We start from the raw sequence: 16,914 nt of genomic DNA, 5'->3' as shown, positions 1-16,914 counted from the left end.
CACAGAGGGCGTCAACCGTTATTTTGAACTTTTACCGATCCGGCCTTCGCAGCACCGCCCAGACGTGGGATTCGCCGAGCAAACACGGGAATCCGCAGCAGTAACAGGAATGCACCTATCCCCGCATACAGCGCCCACTCTTTAAGGTCAGCCCGCACGATCCAGAACATATGCAGCAAACCCAGCCCCAGAATCACGTAGATGATCCTATGCAGCTTTTTCCAGCGCGCTCCCAGACGGCGCTGACTATAACGGTTGGAAGTCACCGCCAGCGCAAGCAACCCCAGCAACGCCAGCGCACCGACGATGATATAAGGACGCTTGACCAGCTCGACACCCAACTGCCCCCAATCCAGCCCCAGAATGAACAGCGCATACATGGTCAGGTGGAGCATCGCATAGGCAAAACACCACAGGCCCAGCTGGCGACGCACCACAATCCATCCGGACCAACCGGTAAGGCGCTGCAACGGAGTCATGGAGAGCGTGATCAGCAGCATGACCAGCGTCGCCACTCCGAAGTTCTCCACAAGGACCTTGCCGGGATCAGGCCCGAGCGCAAAGATCCATGCCTGGTACAACCACCACACAGGCGCAATGCAAGCGGCAAGAAATACAGCCAGACGCAAAAACGGATATCGCATCAATAGTCCTTCCGCAAATCCATACCGGCGTACAAGGCACCCACCTCTTCCTCATAGCCATTGAACATCTTCGTGTCGCGCAGATTCGGGCTGAACAGACCGCTCGGCAAGCGGCGCTCGCGGGCCTGTGTCCAGCGGGGGTGATCGACAGTCGGGTTGACGTTGGCATAGAAGCCATACTCGTTTGCCGCAATGCTTTGCCAGGTGGTCTTCGGCTGTTCACTGACCAGACTGATACGCACGATGGACTTCACACTCTTGAAACCATATTTCCATGGCACCACCAGGCGTAACGGTGCGCCATTCTGGTTAGGCAGCTCACGCCCGTACATGCCTACCGCCAGAATCGCCAGAGGGTTCATCGCTTCGTCCAGACGCAGTCCTTCTACATAAGGCCAGTCGATCAGTGCGAAATCGGAGCGCTGACCCGGCATGGACTTGGGATCCTCCAGCGTTTCGAAACGGATGTACTTGGCTTTGGAGGTCGGCTCTACCTGCTTGAGCAACGCCGAGATCGGAAAGCCGATCCACGGAATGACCATCGACCAGGCTTCGACGCAACGCAACCGGTAGATCCGCTCTTCCAGTTGGTAAGGCTTCATGAAGTCTTCGAGCGCATAGCGGCCAGGCTTGCCGACTTCACCATCGATCACGACGCTCCACGGCTCGGTCTGCAGAGAACCGGCATTCTTCGCGGGATCGCCCTTGTCCGTACCGAACTCATAGAAGTTGTTGTAATGGGTCGCGTCCTTGAACGGCGTGATCGCCTCGTCCTTGACGTTGACCGCCTGCCATTTCGTGGCAGGCAGCTTGTCCGCGAACCAGCCCGGCGCTTTACCAGGCTCCACATCGGCATACCGCGAAGCATCGGCGGCACCGGCCCAGCGCGGCATTGCGGTGACGGCAAGACCTGCAAGCGAGCTGGCGAGCAATGTGCGTCGCGAGAGATAAATGGATTCAGGGGTGACGTCCGACTCTTTGGAGTCGGACGCAGAAGGAAGTTTGATTAACATGATGACTCCGCAGGCCAGGGAACTGATGCACCAATAGACTACGGAGTATGGTGGAAATTAGATCATTGACTAGGCCTTGCGGCGACGTAATAGATACTGAATCGGTCCGGACAGAGCGTAGGCGAGGAAGATCAGCAGCAAAATGCGCGGTGGGTCGCTAAATACGACAGCAAACACCAATACTACCGCCAGAATCGCAACAAAAGGCACGCGTCCCTTCAAGTCCAGCTCCTTGAAGCTGTTGTACTTGATGTTACTGACCATCAGCATACCGGCGGCCGCGACCAGCAACGCAACGAGAAACGACAGCTTGGAGCCCTGAATCCCGAAATCGCTGAATGCCCAGACCGTGCCGGCTACTACGCCTGCCGCTGCCGGACTGGCCAGGCCGATGAAGTAGCGCTTGTCAGCCTTGCCGACCTGAGTATTGAAGCGCGCCAGACGCAATGCAGCGCCAGCTACATAGATGAAGGCGACCATCCAGCCGACCTTGCCCATGTCGCCCAAGGCCCAGCCGAATGCCAGCAACGCCGGGGCCACACCGAAGGCGACCATATCGGACAGCGAATCATACTCGGCGCCAAACGCGCTTTGCGTATTGGTCATGCGCGCCACACGACCATCCAGGCCGTCGAGCACCATGGCCACGAAGATCGCAATCGCAGCGAAGGCGAAATACTTGCTTGCCCCGGCATAATCACCGGCGCTCATCGCGCTTTGTGCACTCATGGAGCTGATGATGGAGTAGAAACCCGCGAACAGATTCGCTGTGGTAAACAGGTTGGGAAGCAGATAGATACCCCGATGCCGGACCTGTCGGCCGTCGGCGTCATGGCCCTCTTCCACGTGTTCATCGATAGGTAGCAGACTTTCAGCGTCAGAGGCCTTGATGGGCTCTTCAGGACGTTCGCTCATGGAGATTACCTTGCAGCGGTATGAAAAGGTTCGACACAGGTCTGCAGCGAGGGTTCGCCTGCAAACAATTGCAGCTTTATACCAGAGCCTGACCCATAACGAAAAAACGCGACCGATTGGCCGCGTTTTTTTGTGAAGCTGAATGCTTAGTTCTTGTCTTTGTCGACGATTTTGTTCGCCGCGATCCAAGGCATCATCGAGCGCAGTTTTTCACCGATGATTTCGATGCCGTGCGCAGCGTTGTTACGACGCTTGGCAGTCATCGACGGGTAGCCGGTGGCGCCTTCGCTGATGAACATCTTCGCGTACTCGCCGTCCTGGATGCGCTTCAGAGCGTTGCGCATGGCCTGACGGGATTCGGCGTTGATGACTTCAGGGCCGGTGACGTATTCGCCGTATTCGGCGTTGTTGGAGATCGAGTAGTTCATGTTGGCGATACCGCCTTCGTACATGAGGTCAACGATCAGCTTCAGCTCGTGCAGGCACTCGAAGTAAGCCATTTCCGGCGCGTAGCCAGCTTCAACCAGCGTTTCGAAACCAGCCTTGACCAGCTCGACAGTACCGCCGCACAGAACAGCCTGCTCGCCGAACAGGTCGGTTTCAGTCTCGTCCTTGAAGGTGGTTTCGATGATGCCGGTACGGCCGCCGCCAACGCCCGAAGCGTAGGACAGGGCAACGTTCTTGGCGTTGCCGGAAGCATCCTGATAAACCGCGATCAGATCAGGGATACCGCCGCCTTTGACGAACTCGGTACGCACGGTGTGGCCCGGGGCCTTCGGCGCGATCATGATCACGTCGAGGTCAGCGCGCGGCACGACCTGGTTGTAGTGAATCGCGAAGCCGTGGGAGAACGCCAGTGTTGCGCCCTTTTTCAGGTTCGGCTCGACTTCGTTCTTGTACAGCTGGGACTGGAACTCGTCCGGGGTCAGGATCATGACCAGGTCGGCAGCAGCAACGGCAGAAGCGACGTCGGTCACTTTCAGGCCATGAGCCTCGGCCTTGGCGACAGTGGCCGAACCTTTACGCAGGCCGACAGTGACATCAACGCCGGAGTCTTTCAGGTTGCACGCCTGGGCGTGACCTTGCGAACCGTAACCGATGATGGCGACTTTCTTGCCCTGGATGATCGAAAGGTCACAGTCTTTGTCGTAGAAAACTTTCATGGAAATCCCCTGTTATCTTGGCCACGCAGGCCATTTGCTTAATTGATTTAGATGCTCAGCACTTTGTCGCCACGGGCAATGCCCGTTACGCCACTGCGTACTGTTTCCAGGATAGCGGCGGTGCCGATGGCCTGAATGAAGCTGTCCAGTTTGTCGCTCGTGCCGCTCAGTTGCACGGTGTAAACGCTGGCGGTGACGTCGACGATCTGCCCGCGGAAAATATCCGTGGTGCGCTTGATCTCGGCACGCTGCGCGCCGGTGGCCTTGACCTTGACCAGCATCAGTTCGCGCTCGATGTGAGCGCTTTCCGACAGGTCGACCAGCTTGACCACTTCGATGAGCTTGTTGAGGTTCTTGGTGATCTGCTCGATCACCTCATCATGCCCCACGGTGGTGAGCGTCAGACGCGACAGGGTCGGGTCTTCGGTCGGCGCAACCGTCAGGCTTTCGATGTTGTAATTACGCTGGGAGAACAGACCAACGACGCGCGACAGTGCACCCGGTTCGTTTTCCAGCAGCAGGGAAATGATATGGCGCATGATTATGTCCGCTCCGTCTTGCTCAACCACATATCGCGCATGGAGCCGTCCTTGATCTGCATCGGATAGACGTGCTCGGTCACATCGACCTGAATATCCATGAACACCAGCCGGTCAGTCATGGCAAAGGCTTCTTCCATCTTCGGCTTCAGATCCTTCAGGTCCGTAACACGCATGCCGACGTGGCCATAAGCCTCGACCAGCTTGACGAAATCAGGCAGCGACTCCATGTAGGAGTGCGAGTGACGCGCGCCGTAGCTCATGTCCTGCCACTGGCGGACCATGCCCAGCACACCGTTGTTGAGCAGAATGATCTTCACCGGCAAGCCATACTGCAGGCAGGTCGACAGTTCCTGGATGTTCATCTGGATGCTGCCTTCACCGGTCACACAGGCGACGTGCGCATCCGGAAAGTTCAGCTTGACGCCCATCGCAGCCGGGAAGCCGAAGCCCATGGTGCCCAGACCGCCCGAGTTGATCCAGCGGTTCGGCTTGTTGAAGCGGTAGTACTGCGCAGCGAACATCTGATGCTGACCGACATCCGAGGTGACATATGCGTCGCCCTTGGTGACTTCGCACAGCGTTTCGATAACGGCCTGCGGCTTGATGACCGTGCCATCGCCGCGGTTGTAAGGGAACAGATCACCCGTACCGCGCCACTCGTCAATCTGCTTCCACCACGCAGCAACGGATGCCTTGTCGGGTGCCTCGCCGATCTCTTTCAAGGTGGCGACCATTTCGGTCAGCACGCTTTCGACAGGACCGACGATAGGCACGTCGGCCTTGATGGTCTTGGAGATCGAAGCCGGGTCGATATCGATGTGGATAATCTTGGCGTTCGGGCAGAACTTGCTGGCGCCGTTGATGACACGGTCATCGAAGCGCGCGCCGACAGCCAGGATCACATCGGTGTGGTGCATCGCGAGGTTGGCGGTGTAGCTGCCGTGCATCCCGAGCATGCCGACGAACTGACGATCCGTGCCCGGATAGCAACCAAGCCCCATCAGGGTGTTGGTTACCGGTGCATCGAGCAGTTGCGCCAGTTCGGTCAGTTGCGCCGAAGCATTGCCCATGATCACCCCGCCACCGGCGTAGACGATCGGGCGCTTGGCAGCCAGCAGCATCTCGACGGCCTTGCGGATCTGACCGGAATGGCCACGAACCGCCGGGCTGTAGGAGCGCAGCTTGGCTTTTTTCGGGAAGACGTATTCGAATTTTTCAGCCGGGTTGGTCATGTCCTTCGGAATATCGACGACCACCGGGCCCGGACGACCGGACTGTGCCAGGTAAAAAGCCTTTTTCAGGATTTCCGGGATTTCCGACGGGTGCTTGATCATGAAGCTGTGCTTCACGATCGGCCGGGAGATACCGATCATGTCGGTCTCCTGGAACGCGTCGGTGCCCACCAGCGTACTGGCTACCTGACCGGAGAGGACCACCATCGGAATGGAGTCCATGTACGCCGTGGCGATACCGGTAATGGCATTGGTTGCACCAGGACCCGAGGTCACCAGCACCACGCCCGCCTTGCCGGTAGCTCGCGCATAGCCATCGGCCATGTGCGTGGCAGCCTGCTCGTGGCGAACAAGGATGTGGCTCACCGCCGGTTCTTTGAACAGGGCATCGTAGACATGCAGGAGGGCACCACCGGGGTACCCATAGATATGCTCAACGCCTTCGTCACGCAAAAAGCGGACGACCATTTCAGCGCCAGATAAAAGCTCCACGTTGTTCACCTCTAAAACGCCAGAATACCGCCCACTCCGGGACGGGTCTTAATAGGTTTACTGCCAGCAGAGCATGAGCGACGGTGGTCGCCGACTACGTCAGCACTGACTGAGCAAGTATTGGGAGGTCCCTGAGTGTTGCGGAACATTCCCACCCAGCGCGAGGTAACGCGTTGCGGGTGTTACAGGTCGGCGCGGGTGTGCGCCTCATGATCTACCGAGAGGGTCTGCTTCTGGCAGTCCTTCTACAGCGAACTTTGGATTGTTGTGATTCCCCCCCTTCAAGTCAAGCGATCCGTGCGCTTTCTTGAAACCCGGCGAGTGAAATCGCACCGTTTCGGACTGAAATGCACTGTTATGGTAGCTTTCTGCATGCACAGACTTTCAAGGACCCGACATGCATTGGATGATTCTCGCCGCCGCGCTGGCCATCAGCGCAACCAGCCAGGCCGCTTCGATCTACAAGTGGGTGGATGCCCAAGGCGTGACGCACTTTGATGCCCAGCCGCCCACTGGCCAGCCGGTGCAGGAAATCAATGTGCAGACACCGCCACCCGCTGCCGCGCCGGGCATGCCCGCGGACGATGGGGCTGCGCAGCAACGCGAGATTGACCAGAAAGTCAAAAGCCAGGTGAAGGCTCAGGAAGCCAAGCGCGCGGAAAATTGCGAAACCTTGCGCACCAATCTCGCGCAGTTGCAGAACAATCCACGCGTGCGCGAGCAGGTTGGAGGGGAATCGAGGCGCCTTACGGATGAGAACCGCAAGACGCGTATCGAAGAAACCAACAGGGCTATCAGCGAATACTGCCGCTAGAAGCGCGCCGATCAGCGCGCTGCTGTAATCAGCTGGTCGAACCGCGCCAGATGCGCTTGCAGTTGCCGGGTTTCACTCATGCACCCGGCATAGACCATCTCGGCCATTTCCAGAATGCCGGACGCATTGGGTAATGGCAGGTCGCGCTCAAGGATGACCTTCATCCGCGGCAGGAAAATCCATTGCAGCCACTGGGCGAACTCCAGGGTATCGACGCTGAACGGTTCCTGACTGGCGAGCGCCTGCTCGCTGGGCGGTGTCGCATCCCACCAGCCCAGCAAGCGCAACTCGCGCTCTATCGACAACAGCTGCTCGGCAACCTCAGGCAAACGTCCGTCCATCAGCGAGCCTTTTGACGAGCCAGGGCAGCACCGGCCGCATCACCTTGCTTTTCGCGTGACTGAGCGATCAATCCCCACAGGCTGGCCTGAAGGCTGGTGCGCCCGTTGGCGTAAGTCAGACCACGACGTGCCAGTTGCTCGGCCTGGGCCGCATCGCCCTGAGCCAGACGCACCTGAGCCAGACGATAAAGCACTTGCGGCTCGCGCGGTGCAACCCGCTGCGCACGCTCGAGACTGGACGACGCGCCGTTGAGGTCGCCGCTGGTCTGTTGTTGCTGTGCGGTGGTCAGCAATGCCAGTACCGGCCCGTCAAGCTGCTCGTCCTCCGACAGACCGCCACCGCTGGACGGGATTCCGGTCGGGGCAGAGGCAGCCGGCATGCTGTAACTGTTGTTCACAGGAGCCTGACTGACCGGGGCCTGATTGACCGGCGCCGCATCGACAGGCGGAGTGTTGACACTGAACGGTGCCTGACTGGCGGGCGCAGAGTAGCTCTGTCCTGCATCAGCGCCACCCGCGCCCGGTACCATCACCACCACGCCCGAGTCCTGCGGTACAGCTTGCGGCTGCTGTTGCACCGGAGCGGTGTTGGTGCGGTAAGTACCGTTACGCGAAGCTGCCGCACGTTCGCCGCTGGACACCTTGGAGCTCGAATCCACGACCGGAATCGAGCCGCGTTCCACACTGGCGCAGCCGTTCAGCAAGGCCAGTGTCGTTAAAGCTGGAATCCACCATTTATTCACTTCAAAACCTCGATTGCCTAGTTCAACCAACCCTTGACCCAGTCCATCACCTCAGTGGCAGGTGCCGGAGCGCCGCCGCATGTCGCGCCGGGCTGGGGCTCACTGCCGCGAATATACGGCATCTGCACGGCATTCGGGCAGCTTGCATCCGAACCCTGGCCGGTCTGCGCATCGACCCACGCCTGAACGACGTTGTCCGGCATCGCCATGTCCAGCGGCAGCGGACCGGCCTTGCGCATGAAACTGGTCCAGACCTGCAGGGCACCGGTGGCACCGGTAAACGGTGTCTTGCCGTTGTCGTCGCGGCCCATCCACACCACGGCCAGCAGGTCCTGGCTGAACCCGGCAAACCAGCTGTCGCGCGAGTCGTTACTGGTGCCGGTCTTGCCCGCCAGATTCAACGAGCTCGGCAACACGTTGTAAACAGATTTGCCCGTCCCTTCGCGCATGACCCGCTGCATCGCATTCTGCACCAGGTATATGGCACCTGGATCGAAGCGCTGTTCAATCTGGAACGGATAACGCTTGAGCGGCTCGCCTTCAGCGGTGAGCACGCTGCGAATACCACGCATCGGCGTATTGAACCCGCCGCTGGCGATGGTCTGATACATGGTGGCCACTTCCATCGGACTCAAGCCACCCGCACCCAGCAGCATCGACGGGTAGGCAGGCCACTCGCGCGTCACACCCAGTTTGGCCAGCGTCTTGAACACGCTTGGAATGCCCAGCTCAAGACCCAGCTTGGCGGTCGACAGGTTGTAAGAATGCGCCAGCCCCTGATACAGGAAGATATTGCCGTGTGACTTGCGATCGTAGTTCTGCGGTTTCCAGATCTGGCCATCGGCGCCTTTGACCTGAAACAGTTCGTCGGCGATCCAGCTGGTCAAGGTGTACTGGCTTGGCCGCTCGAGTGCCGTGAGGTAGATAGCCGGCTTGACCAGCGAGCCGATCGGCCGCACCGCGTCGATCGCCCGGTTGAAGCCCGAGAACCCGGCCTCACGCCCACCGATCAACGCCTGCACTTCGCCGGTTTCCGGGTTGGTGACGACCATGGCCGACTCCACTTCATCAGAGCCCTTGCGCCCGGCGAGCTTCTTGAACGTATCGTCCATGGCAGCCTGGGACTTCATCTGCAGGATCGGATCGAAGCTGGTAAAGATCCGCAGCCCTTCTTCGGTCAAGTCTTCGTCGCGATAATCTTCGCGCAGCTGACGCTTGACCAGATCGAGGAACGCCGGGAACGAGCTGTCGGCGAGGGTCCCGGTCTTGGTCACACCCAGTGGCATTTTCTTCGCAGCGGCAACCACTTCCGGCGTGGCGACGCCCTGCTGCTCGAACAGGTCGAGCACCAGATTACGACGCTCCAGAGCACGCTCCGGATTGCGCCGCGGATTATAGAAGGACGGTCCTTTGACCAGACCGACCAGCATCGCCACCTGATGGATTTTCAGTTCGGACAGCGGCTGGCTGAAGAAATACTGGCTGGCCAGACCAAATCCGTGAACGGCTCGCTGGCCGTCCTGACCGACGAACACTTCGTTGAGATAGGCCTCGAGGATTTCCTGCTTGCTGTAATGGATCTCCAGCAAAATGGCCATCATGGCTTCGGTCAGCTTACGGGTCAGGCTGCGCTCGTTGGTCAGGTAGAAGTTCTTGACCAACTGCTGGGTCAGCGTACTGCCGCCCTGACGCATCTGCCCCTGCGAGGTATTGACCCAGATCGCCCGGGCAATGGACTTGGGCGACACGCCGAAGTGGTGATAGAAATCCCGGTCTTCGACCGCTACCAACCCGTCGAGCAGATAGGGCGGCGCCTGATCCAGCTTGATCAGGATCCGGTCTTCCAGATTCTTCGGGTACAGGCCGCCGATCAGCAACGGCTCAAGCCGTGCCACCGCAAGCTTGGCACCATTGCCCGAAGACAGGTCGGCTACGTAGTCACCGGAAAAGCGCACGCGCACCTGTTGCGCTGCGTCAGTACCTTCGTAGAACTGAAAACCACGCGTGTTGAGGTCGACGGTATTGCCGTTCACCGCTGCGGCACCGGGACCATTCGCCACGCTTTCGCGGCGATAGCCCAGGGCGTCCAGTTCGATGAGAAAGTCATCGCGGCTCAGCTTCTGTCCGACGAACAGCTCCAGCGGCCGTGCATAGACCTTGGCCGGGATGGTCCAGCGCTTGCCGGAGAATTTTTCCTGGACGATTGCATCGAGGTAAATGGCCAGGCCGCCGAGCAGAACCAGGCCGACAATACCGAGCTTCAACGCCCAGCCCAGCCACTTGTTAAGGCTGCGGGGAGGTTGTTTTTTTGCAGAACGAGAGGTGCGGGATCGAGTCATGGGCGCGGATTATACGCACTTTACCGAGGATCGACAGACGCCCGAGTCAGCGGTTTGCAGCCTCGCGCCAAGCGGCCATAATGGCGGCATCGTGTACTTACATTTTGAACACATTCCTGAAGGATCGACCGTGAGCCAGTCTTTGATTGCTGCCCTGCAGAACCCTGCCCTCTTCCCGCATCCGGTGGAGAGTTTCCAGGTCATCGAAACGCACATTTCCTGGGTGCTGCTGACGGGTCCGTATGCCTACAAATTCAAAAAGCCGATGAACTTCGGCTTTCTGGATTTCACCACGCTGGCCCTGCGCAAGCATTTCTGCGAAGAAGAGTTGCGCCTGAATCAGCGTCTGACCGACGACCTCTACATCGAAGTCCTGCCGATCACTGGCACAGAGGACGCGCCACAACTGGGCGGCGACGGCGAAGCCATCGAATACGCGCTGAAGATGAAGCAGTTCTCGCAGAATGGCCTGCTGAGCACGCTGCAGGCCAACGGTGAAGTGACGACTGCGCACATCGACGAACTGGCCAACCAGATCGCTAATTTTCACCTGAGCTCGCCACAAGTCGGGGCCGAAAGCGAACTCGGCTCGCCTGACAGCGTAATGGCCCCGGTGGTACAGAATTTCGAGCAGATTCGCCCGCTGCTCAGCGAAAAATCCGACCTGGCACAGCTTGATGCCCTGCAGGCCTGGGCAGAGTCGAGCTTTGCGCGACTCAAGCCGCTGCTGGCTCATCGCAAGGCCGACGGGTTCATCCGTGAATGCCATGGCGACATCCATCTGGGCAACGCGACAGTGATTGACGGCAAGGTCGTGCTGTTCGACTGCATCGAGTTCAACGAGCCGTTCCGCAAAACCGACGTCTACGCCGACATCGGCTTTCTGGCAATGGACCTTGAAGACCGTGGCCTGAAGTCGCTGTCGCGGCGTTTGATCAGTCAGTACCTGGAAGTCACCGGCGACTACGCAGGCCTTGAGCTGTTGAACTTCTATAAGGCCTACCGCGCAATGGTCCGCGCCAAGGTGGCACTGTTCACCCAGCCGGCCAATGCCGACGGTTTGCAGCGCGCGGCGACACTTCGTCAGTACCGCAACTATGCCAATCTGGCCGAGAGCTACAGCGCCATCCCTTCGCCGTTTCTGACGATTACCCACGGTGTCTCTGCCGTCGGCAAAAGCCACGTAGCAATGCGCCTGGTGGAATCGCTGGGCGCCATCCGCCTGCGCTCGGACGTAGAGCGCAAGCGCCTGTTTGCCGGCCAGAATCAGGATCTGTACGACGCGCAAGCCAGCAGCACAACGTATGCACGCCTGCATGAGCTGGCCTCCGCAACCCTGCGAGCGGGCTTCTCGGTGGTAATCGATGCGACCTACCTGAAGCGCGAGCAGCGCGATGCGGCGGCAAAGATTGCGGAAAACACCGGTGTGCCGTTCCTGATTCTGGATTGCGAAGCACCACAGGCAGTGATCGCTGGCTGGCTTGCGCAGCGTCAGGCACAGAACAACGACCCCTCCGACGCGACACTGGAAGTCATCGAGGCGCAGCAGGCCAGTCGCGAGCCGCTCGGCGCCGACGAAATCCTGCGCAGCAAGAAGGTTGCAACCAACGTCAGCAGCGACCTGGACAGCCTTATCGACAACCTGCGTCAGCGCCTGCCGGGCCTGTAAAGAGACACATGGCCGTTGAGCGGTTAATGCTTCACGGCCTTACAGTGATGGCGATATACTGGCGCCATAATTCCAACGCGATGACATGTCGGAGGCCATCATGAGCCACCCCAAACAGATCGACTCACCGCTTTATATGCTGCTGCGCAAAGATGACGTCGAAGGTTTCAATCAAGAGAAACCACGCACTGGCACCATCGACATGGTCGGGGGCGACTTCAGGGGGCTGGACCTGCGCGCGCTGGACACCGCCAATATCGACTTCACCGACGCCTACTTTCGCTCTGCCGACCTTCGTGGTCTGGACCTGCGCAATACGCCGATGGAAGGTGCGAGCATCGCTCACGCACAGATTTCAGGGGTGTTCTTTCCGGCTGAACTGTCAGCCGACGAGATTCTGATGTCGGTGAACTTCGGCACGCGCCTGCGCTACCGTACCCACTGATACCGCAAAAACGTTGCAGCCTGCATGCGCGATGCATAGCGGGCTGGCGATGTGTCGCACTCTTTTCATGCCCCCCTTCTCTTGCATGCGCAACCCGGTCTTTGCTGTACTCAGCACTTTTTAGCCCTCAAATATGCGTGCCGAATCAGGCGCAGGCACCGGCGTCCGGGCCACCAAAAGAAATGTTGACTTACAAATGAGAATCGTTATGATTATCACATCCGGTCGCGAGACTGGACGGTAGCCTGAAAGACCTTGGTTCGGACTTTCAGATTATCTCCTCATCAGGCTAATCACGGTTTTTGACCCGGCTCTTTGCCGGGTCTTTTTTTGCCTGGCGCAACGCTGCCGATCATTCAAAAGCCATCGCCACCACCATGCGACTCGAGCAGGCCGAGCCTTGCCAGCAAGTCGTCCAGCAAGCTCGATCCTCCCAACCGTAAACGCCCGGCGTTGATCCATTGCAGACCAAATCGCGCGCGGACGAGCGCCATGTAAACACGCGCCTCGTCGAACGTACGGATCCCGCCTGCAACCTTGAGCCCCACTTGCCCGCCTACGTCCGCAATTGACTCCAGCATGATCCGTGCAGCCTGCGGCGTGACATGCCGGGCGGCCTTGCCCGTGCTGGTCTTGATGAAGTCAGCGCCCGAAACAATCGCATCGCGGCACGCATCGAGGATCATTTGCGAGTCGCGCAAGTCACCGGTTTCAAGGGTCGCGGTAAGCCTGACCTGCCCGGCACACAAGGCCGAACACGCCGAGATCATCGCCAGGCCGGGCTGCCGGTCTCCGCCGAGCAGCGCGCGAAAGGGATACACGACGTCGATCTCATCCGCGCCAGCCATCAGCGCAGCGCGTACCTGGGCGATGACTGACTGAACATTGCTGCTGCCATGAGGGAAATTGACCACCGCGACGACCTTGATATGACGAGCCTGTAGGCGATCCAGCGTGGTGCGCGCCAGACACACGAAACGTTGCTGGACGCTGACCGCTGCAACCGGTCCCACAGGCGTGCAGGCACGCCGACAGATGCCGACAATGCGCTGCTCCGTGTCGTCTGTATTGAGGGCGAACAGCTCAAGCAACCCGATGACCTGACGCGCCAGCCGCTCATCATCTGCTGTCATCTCTTTCATAGTGTTTCCGCTCTGCAAAACATGAGCGGACGATATACGGCTGCCACGCTTACAGGCACGAGTGACGTGCTTAGAGAAGAAAGCTACAAAAAGACAGGAAAGAACCGACGCAGCCTGTAATGACTTCAACGTAACGCAGCGCATCAATCCGAAGAAAATGCCAGACTTGTCCGATCAGGCACCGCCCCGGAAAACTGGCACCCTGAAACCGGTCCCCGAAGAACTGGCCAATGGAGGCTTCTTGATATTCCTTTGCACTTCAAGCCACCTGCCCGAAGCCCACAGCAAAGGCTTCGCGCTGGGCGAACATGCGCTTTTTGCCGTGCGCCGCCAGGGCGAGGTGTTCGTCTACAAAAACCGCTGCCCGCATCGCGGTGTTCCGCTGGAATGGCAACCCGATCAATTTCTGGACAGCAGTACAAGCCTGATCCAGTGCGCTACGCATGGGGCATTGTTTCTGATCGAGAACGGCGAATGCGTTGCCGGGCCTTGCGAAGGCCAGTCCTTGACCGTCATCAAAAGCCGTGAAGACGCCGAGGGCATCTGGGTGTCGCTGCATCTGGAGGCATGACGGAGTCTGAACCGCCCGTAGCCAGATGCCTCAATCCAGGCCGTGCACCTGCAGGCGCCGGTCGATAAAAATCTCCTCCGACGTCAGTTGCGCACCGTAGGCGAGAATTTGCACACCGGCATCAATGGCTTCACGCAACGCCGCCGCGTAGGCAGGATCAATCTCCTGCGCAGGCCGCACAGCGTCGATACCGGTGAGATTGACGCAATACAACAGCACGGCGCGTACGCCTTCGCGCGCCAGCGTCGCCAGTTCGCGCAGGTGCCGCGCGCCACGCTGGGTCACCGCATCGGGGAATGCCGCCATGCTGGAACCATCGAACCCCAAAGTGACGCTTTTCACTTCCAGGTACAGGTAGCCATCCGGGTACTCCAGACGAAAGTCCACACGGCTTTTTTCCTGTCCGTAGGCCACCTCACGCTTGAGCGCCGTGAACCCAGTCAGTTCGCTGATGACCCCGGCGCGCAAGGCCTCTTCAACCAGCGTATTGGCCCGTCCGGTATTGATACAGGCCAGGCGACCCTGCGGGGTTTCGCTGATTTCCCAAGTGCCCGGCAGTTTGCGCTTGGGGTCATTCGAGCGACTGAACCACACGCGCCCGCCGGGCATCATGCAGTTGAGCATCGAACCGGTGTTAGGGCAGTGAATGGTCAGCAACTCACCGCTATCGGTTTCGATATCAGCGAGAAAACGCTTGTAACGCACCAGCAGACGCCCCTGCTCAAGCTGCGGAGAAAAACGCATCAGACGCCCCAGCTACGCAAGCCGCGAGCGATTCGCTCGACCGCCTGTTCGAGGCGCGGCAGGCTTTGCGTATAGGCAAAGCGCACGTGGTGCCCGGCCTGGAAACGGCCAAAGTCCAGCCCCGGTGTAAAGGCGACGTGCTCGGTTTCCAGAAAGTGCCGGCAAAAGGCGAAGGCATCGCCGCCGAACGCGGAGATATCGGCATACAAATAAAAGGCCCCTTCCGGCTCGACGGCAATACCGAACCCCAGTTCGCGCAGCGCTGGCAGCAGAAAGTCCCGGCGGCGGCCGAACTCGGCGCGCCGTTGCTCGAGTATGGCCAGTGTCTGCGGCTCAAAGCAGGCGAGCGCAGCATGTTGCGCCATGCTCGGCGCGCTGATGTAGAGGTTCTGGGCCAGCTTTTCCAGATCGGCCACCGCATCCTCAGGCGCAACCAGCCAGCCCAGACGCCACCCGGTCATGCCGAAATACTTTGAAAAGCTATTGAGGACGAAAGCGTCGTTATCCACTTCCAGCACACTGCTGGCGTCCACACCGTAGGTCAGGCCGTGATAGATCTCGTCCACCACCAGATGGCCATTGCGGGCTTTTAATGCCTGAGACAAGGCTGCCAGTTCGTCACGACTCAATAGAGTGCCGGTCGGGTTGGCGGGCGATGCCACCAGCGCGCCGACACTGTTCTGGTTCCAGTGCGTGGCCACCAGCTCGGGGGTCAGTTGATAACGCTCTTGGGGACCTACCGGCACCAGCTGCGCCTCGCCTTCTATCAGACGTAAAAAGTGGCGATTGCACGGGTAGCCAGGGTCGGCCAGCAACCAGTGCTTGCCGGGATCCACCAGCAGACTGCTGGTCAGCAACAACGCGCCTGAACCGCCCGGCGTGACCAGGATACGCTGGGGATCAATGTCGACGCCGTAACGCTGAGCGTAAAACCCGGAAATGGCCTCGCGCAGTTGCGGCAGGCCGCGCGCGGCGGTGTAGCGCGTCTTGCCGTCTGCCAGTGCCGCCTGGCCAGCCTTAATGATGGGCTCTGCAGTGGTGAAATCGGGCTCGCCGATTTCAAGGTGAATCACATCATGACCCGCCGCCTGCAATTCATTGGCACGCGCCAGCAGCGCCATGACATGAAAAGGTTCTATGGCGCGACTGCGCGCACTGTAAGGCTGGCTCATGGATATTCCTTTAGGAGCAGGGTGTTAAAACATGATTGTCATCACGGCGCGCCATGATTCTACCCAAGCACCCGCCCGACGGTACGCTTGCAGGCTGAAAAACCCGGCCCCGAGTGCCGAATAAAAGAAAGCTACGACGGTGCGCAGCGACTAGAGTTCATTTAGATGAAGGTCGGATGCGAAATGGCCATCTCCATAAGAAGACGGCGTCGTCATGCTCGACAACCGGGAGTAGCGCACTCCGATTTGATCTGGTAAGTTCGCCCGCTTGCAGCTGCAGGGCCGACGGGTGTCGGTGATGGAACAATCCTGCGCAATAGATTAGAAGAGTGAGAGGCGGTCCAGACATGCCCACCCCAGAAAAGCAACAGAACCATCTAATCAGCGGCTTTGAGCCCTACGTGCAAACGAAGGGTGAAGAGTACATGGGCGAGCCGATGCGCGCGCACTTCACCAAGATCCTGAACAAGTGGAAGCAGGACTTGATGCAAGAGGTCGACCGAACGGTAGACCATATGAAGGACGAAGCTGCCAACTTCCCTGACCCGGCCGACCGTGCCAGCCAGGAAGAAGAGTTCAGCCTTGAACTTCGTGCCCGCGATCGCGAACGCAAGTTGATCAAGAAGATCGACAAGACGCTGCAACTGATCAAGGACGAGGAATATGGCTGGTGCGAATCCTGCGGCGTAGAGATCGGCATCCGCCGTCTTGAGGCTCGCCCGACTGCAGACCAGTGCGTCGACTGCAAGACCCTTGCAGAAATCAAGGAAAAACAGGTCGGTAAATGACCTGGGGCCGCCTTTGACTGAAAAGACGCTTCGGCGTCTTTTTTTGTGCCTGAGAGTCCAACTGAATCCGATTCGACGCAACATCATGTCCTGCCCATAGCGACTGCCACACAAGCGCTCTTTGATCGCGATGGCACTGACGACG

General features: G+C 59.2%; 17 protein-coding genes. 5 read left to right on the top strand and 12 right to left on the bottom strand.

Going from position 1 to position 16,914, the window contains the following annotated elements:
* Positions 1 to 11: 11 nt before the first annotated feature.
* The 6 genes from msrQ to P406_RS19995 form a co-directional block, all read right to left on the bottom strand.
* On the bottom strand, positions 12 to 644 hold the full coding sequence (gene msrQ / locus P406_RS20020) for a protein-methionine-sulfoxide reductase heme-binding subunit MsrQ (RefSeq protein ID WP_004410038.1): 633 nt from the start codon (positions 642 to 644) through the stop codon (positions 12 to 14).
* Entirely contained in the window at positions 644 to 1,657 is a 1,014-nt protein-coding gene (msrP, locus tag P406_RS20015; RefSeq protein ID WP_004410035.1) for a protein-methionine-sulfoxide reductase catalytic subunit MsrP, read from the bottom strand. Before msrP ends, msrQ begins: the two co-directional genes overlap by 1 nt.
* 69 nt (positions 1,658 to 1,726) lie before the next feature.
* Positions 1,727 to 2,572, bottom strand: coding sequence for a CDP-diacylglycerol--serine O-phosphatidyltransferase (gene pssA / locus P406_RS20010; RefSeq protein WP_046237139.1), 846 nt, complete (start codon positions 2,570 to 2,572; stop codon positions 1,727 to 1,729).
* Between the two features lie 146 nt (positions 2,573 to 2,718).
* Positions 2,719 to 3,735 carry a ketol-acid reductoisomerase gene (gene ilvC, locus P406_RS20005; RefSeq protein ID WP_002552076.1) on the bottom strand — a complete coding sequence of 339 codons (1,017 nt, stop codon included), beginning with the start codon at positions 3,733 to 3,735 and terminating at the stop codon, positions 2,719 to 2,721.
* 47 nt (positions 3,736 to 3,782) lie between these two features.
* Entirely contained in the window at positions 3,783 to 4,274 is a 492-nt protein-coding gene (gene ilvN / locus P406_RS20000; RefSeq protein WP_002552075.1) for an acetolactate synthase small subunit, read from the bottom strand.
* 2 nt (positions 4,275 to 4,276) lie between these two features.
* On the bottom strand, positions 4,277 to 6,001 hold the full coding sequence (locus P406_RS19995; protein WP_046237141.1) for an acetolactate synthase 3 large subunit: 1,725 nt from the start codon (positions 5,999 to 6,001) through the stop codon (positions 4,277 to 4,279).
* A 397-nt stretch (positions 6,002 to 6,398) separates the two neighbouring features.
* Here P406_RS19995 and P406_RS19990 point away from each other — a divergent pair, with 397 nt between their 5' ends.
* Positions 6,399 to 6,815 carry a DUF4124 domain-containing protein gene (locus P406_RS19990; protein ID WP_024650199.1) on the top strand — a complete coding sequence of 139 codons (417 nt, stop codon included), beginning with the start codon at positions 6,399 to 6,401 and terminating at the stop codon, positions 6,813 to 6,815.
* A gap of 11 nt (positions 6,816 to 6,826) precedes the next feature.
* Here the strand turns inward: P406_RS19990 and P406_RS19985 are convergent, their stop codons facing one another.
* The 3 genes from P406_RS19985 to mrcB are packed head-to-tail and all read right to left on the bottom strand — an operon-like array spanning position 6,827 to position 10,238.
* Positions 6,827 to 7,156, bottom strand: a complete 330-nt coding sequence (locus tag P406_RS19985) for a YqcC family protein (RefSeq protein WP_046237138.1) — start codon at positions 7,154 to 7,156, stop codon at positions 6,827 to 6,829.
* Positions 7,156 to 7,899 carry a tetratricopeptide repeat protein gene (locus tag P406_RS19980; RefSeq protein WP_162234405.1) on the bottom strand — a complete coding sequence of 248 codons (744 nt, stop codon included), beginning with the start codon at positions 7,897 to 7,899 and terminating at the stop codon, positions 7,156 to 7,158. Before P406_RS19980 ends, P406_RS19985 begins: the two co-directional genes overlap by 1 nt.
* A 17-nt stretch (positions 7,900 to 7,916) precedes the next feature.
* Positions 7,917 to 10,238, bottom strand: a complete 2,322-nt coding sequence (gene mrcB / locus P406_RS19975) for a penicillin-binding protein 1B (RefSeq protein ID WP_032697910.1) — start codon at positions 10,236 to 10,238, stop codon at positions 7,917 to 7,919.
* 130 nt (positions 10,239 to 10,368) lie between these two features.
* Between mrcB and P406_RS19970 the strand changes: the two genes are divergently transcribed.
* Positions 10,369 to 11,907, top strand: coding sequence for a bifunctional aminoglycoside phosphotransferase/ATP-binding protein (locus P406_RS19970; RefSeq protein WP_046237136.1), 1,539 nt, complete (start codon positions 10,369 to 10,371; stop codon positions 11,905 to 11,907).
* Between the two features lie 100 nt (positions 11,908 to 12,007).
* Positions 12,008 to 12,352 (top strand): pentapeptide repeat-containing protein, encoded by a 345-nt coding sequence (locus P406_RS19965; RefSeq protein ID WP_003371360.1) that lies wholly within the window; start codon positions 12,008 to 12,010, stop codon positions 12,350 to 12,352.
* 356 nt (positions 12,353 to 12,708) lie between these two features.
* Here P406_RS19965 and deoC read toward each other — a convergent pair whose 3' ends face one another.
* Positions 12,709 to 13,494 (bottom strand): deoxyribose-phosphate aldolase, encoded by a 786-nt coding sequence (gene deoC, locus P406_RS19960; protein ID WP_046237135.1) that lies wholly within the window; start codon positions 13,492 to 13,494, stop codon positions 12,709 to 12,711.
* A gap of 241 nt (positions 13,495 to 13,735) precedes the next feature.
* On the opposite strand from deoC, the gene P406_RS19955 reads away from it, so the two are divergent.
* Complete coding sequence (locus tag P406_RS19955; RefSeq protein WP_046237140.1) at positions 13,736 to 14,065, top strand: Rieske (2Fe-2S) protein; 330 nt, start codon at positions 13,736 to 13,738, stop codon at positions 14,063 to 14,065.
* A gap of 30 nt (positions 14,066 to 14,095) precedes the next feature.
* Here P406_RS19955 and sfsA read toward each other — a convergent pair whose 3' ends face one another.
* Positions 14,096 to 14,809, bottom strand: a complete 714-nt coding sequence (gene sfsA, locus P406_RS19950) for a DNA/RNA nuclease SfsA (RefSeq protein WP_046237134.1) — start codon at positions 14,807 to 14,809, stop codon at positions 14,096 to 14,098.
* On the bottom strand, positions 14,809 to 15,981 hold the full coding sequence (locus P406_RS19945) for a pyridoxal phosphate-dependent aminotransferase (protein WP_046237133.1): 1,173 nt from the start codon (positions 15,979 to 15,981) through the stop codon (positions 14,809 to 14,811). The genes sfsA and P406_RS19945 overlap by 1 nt, the downstream gene beginning before the upstream one ends.
* 347 nt (positions 15,982 to 16,328) lie before the next feature.
* On the opposite strand from P406_RS19945, the gene dksA reads away from it, so the two are divergent.
* Positions 16,329 to 16,769, top strand: coding sequence for an RNA polymerase-binding protein DksA (gene dksA, locus P406_RS19940; RefSeq protein WP_003317723.1), 441 nt, complete (start codon positions 16,329 to 16,331; stop codon positions 16,767 to 16,769).
* Positions 16,770 to 16,914: the final 145 nt, after the last annotated feature.

Source organism: Pseudomonas syringae pv. coryli str. NCPPB 4273 (assembly GCF_000972175.1).
Classification (GTDB): Bacteria; Pseudomonadota; Gammaproteobacteria; order Pseudomonadales; family Pseudomonadaceae; genus Aquipseudomonas; species Aquipseudomonas syringae.
This window is presented reverse-complemented; position numbering and strand designations above follow the sequence as displayed.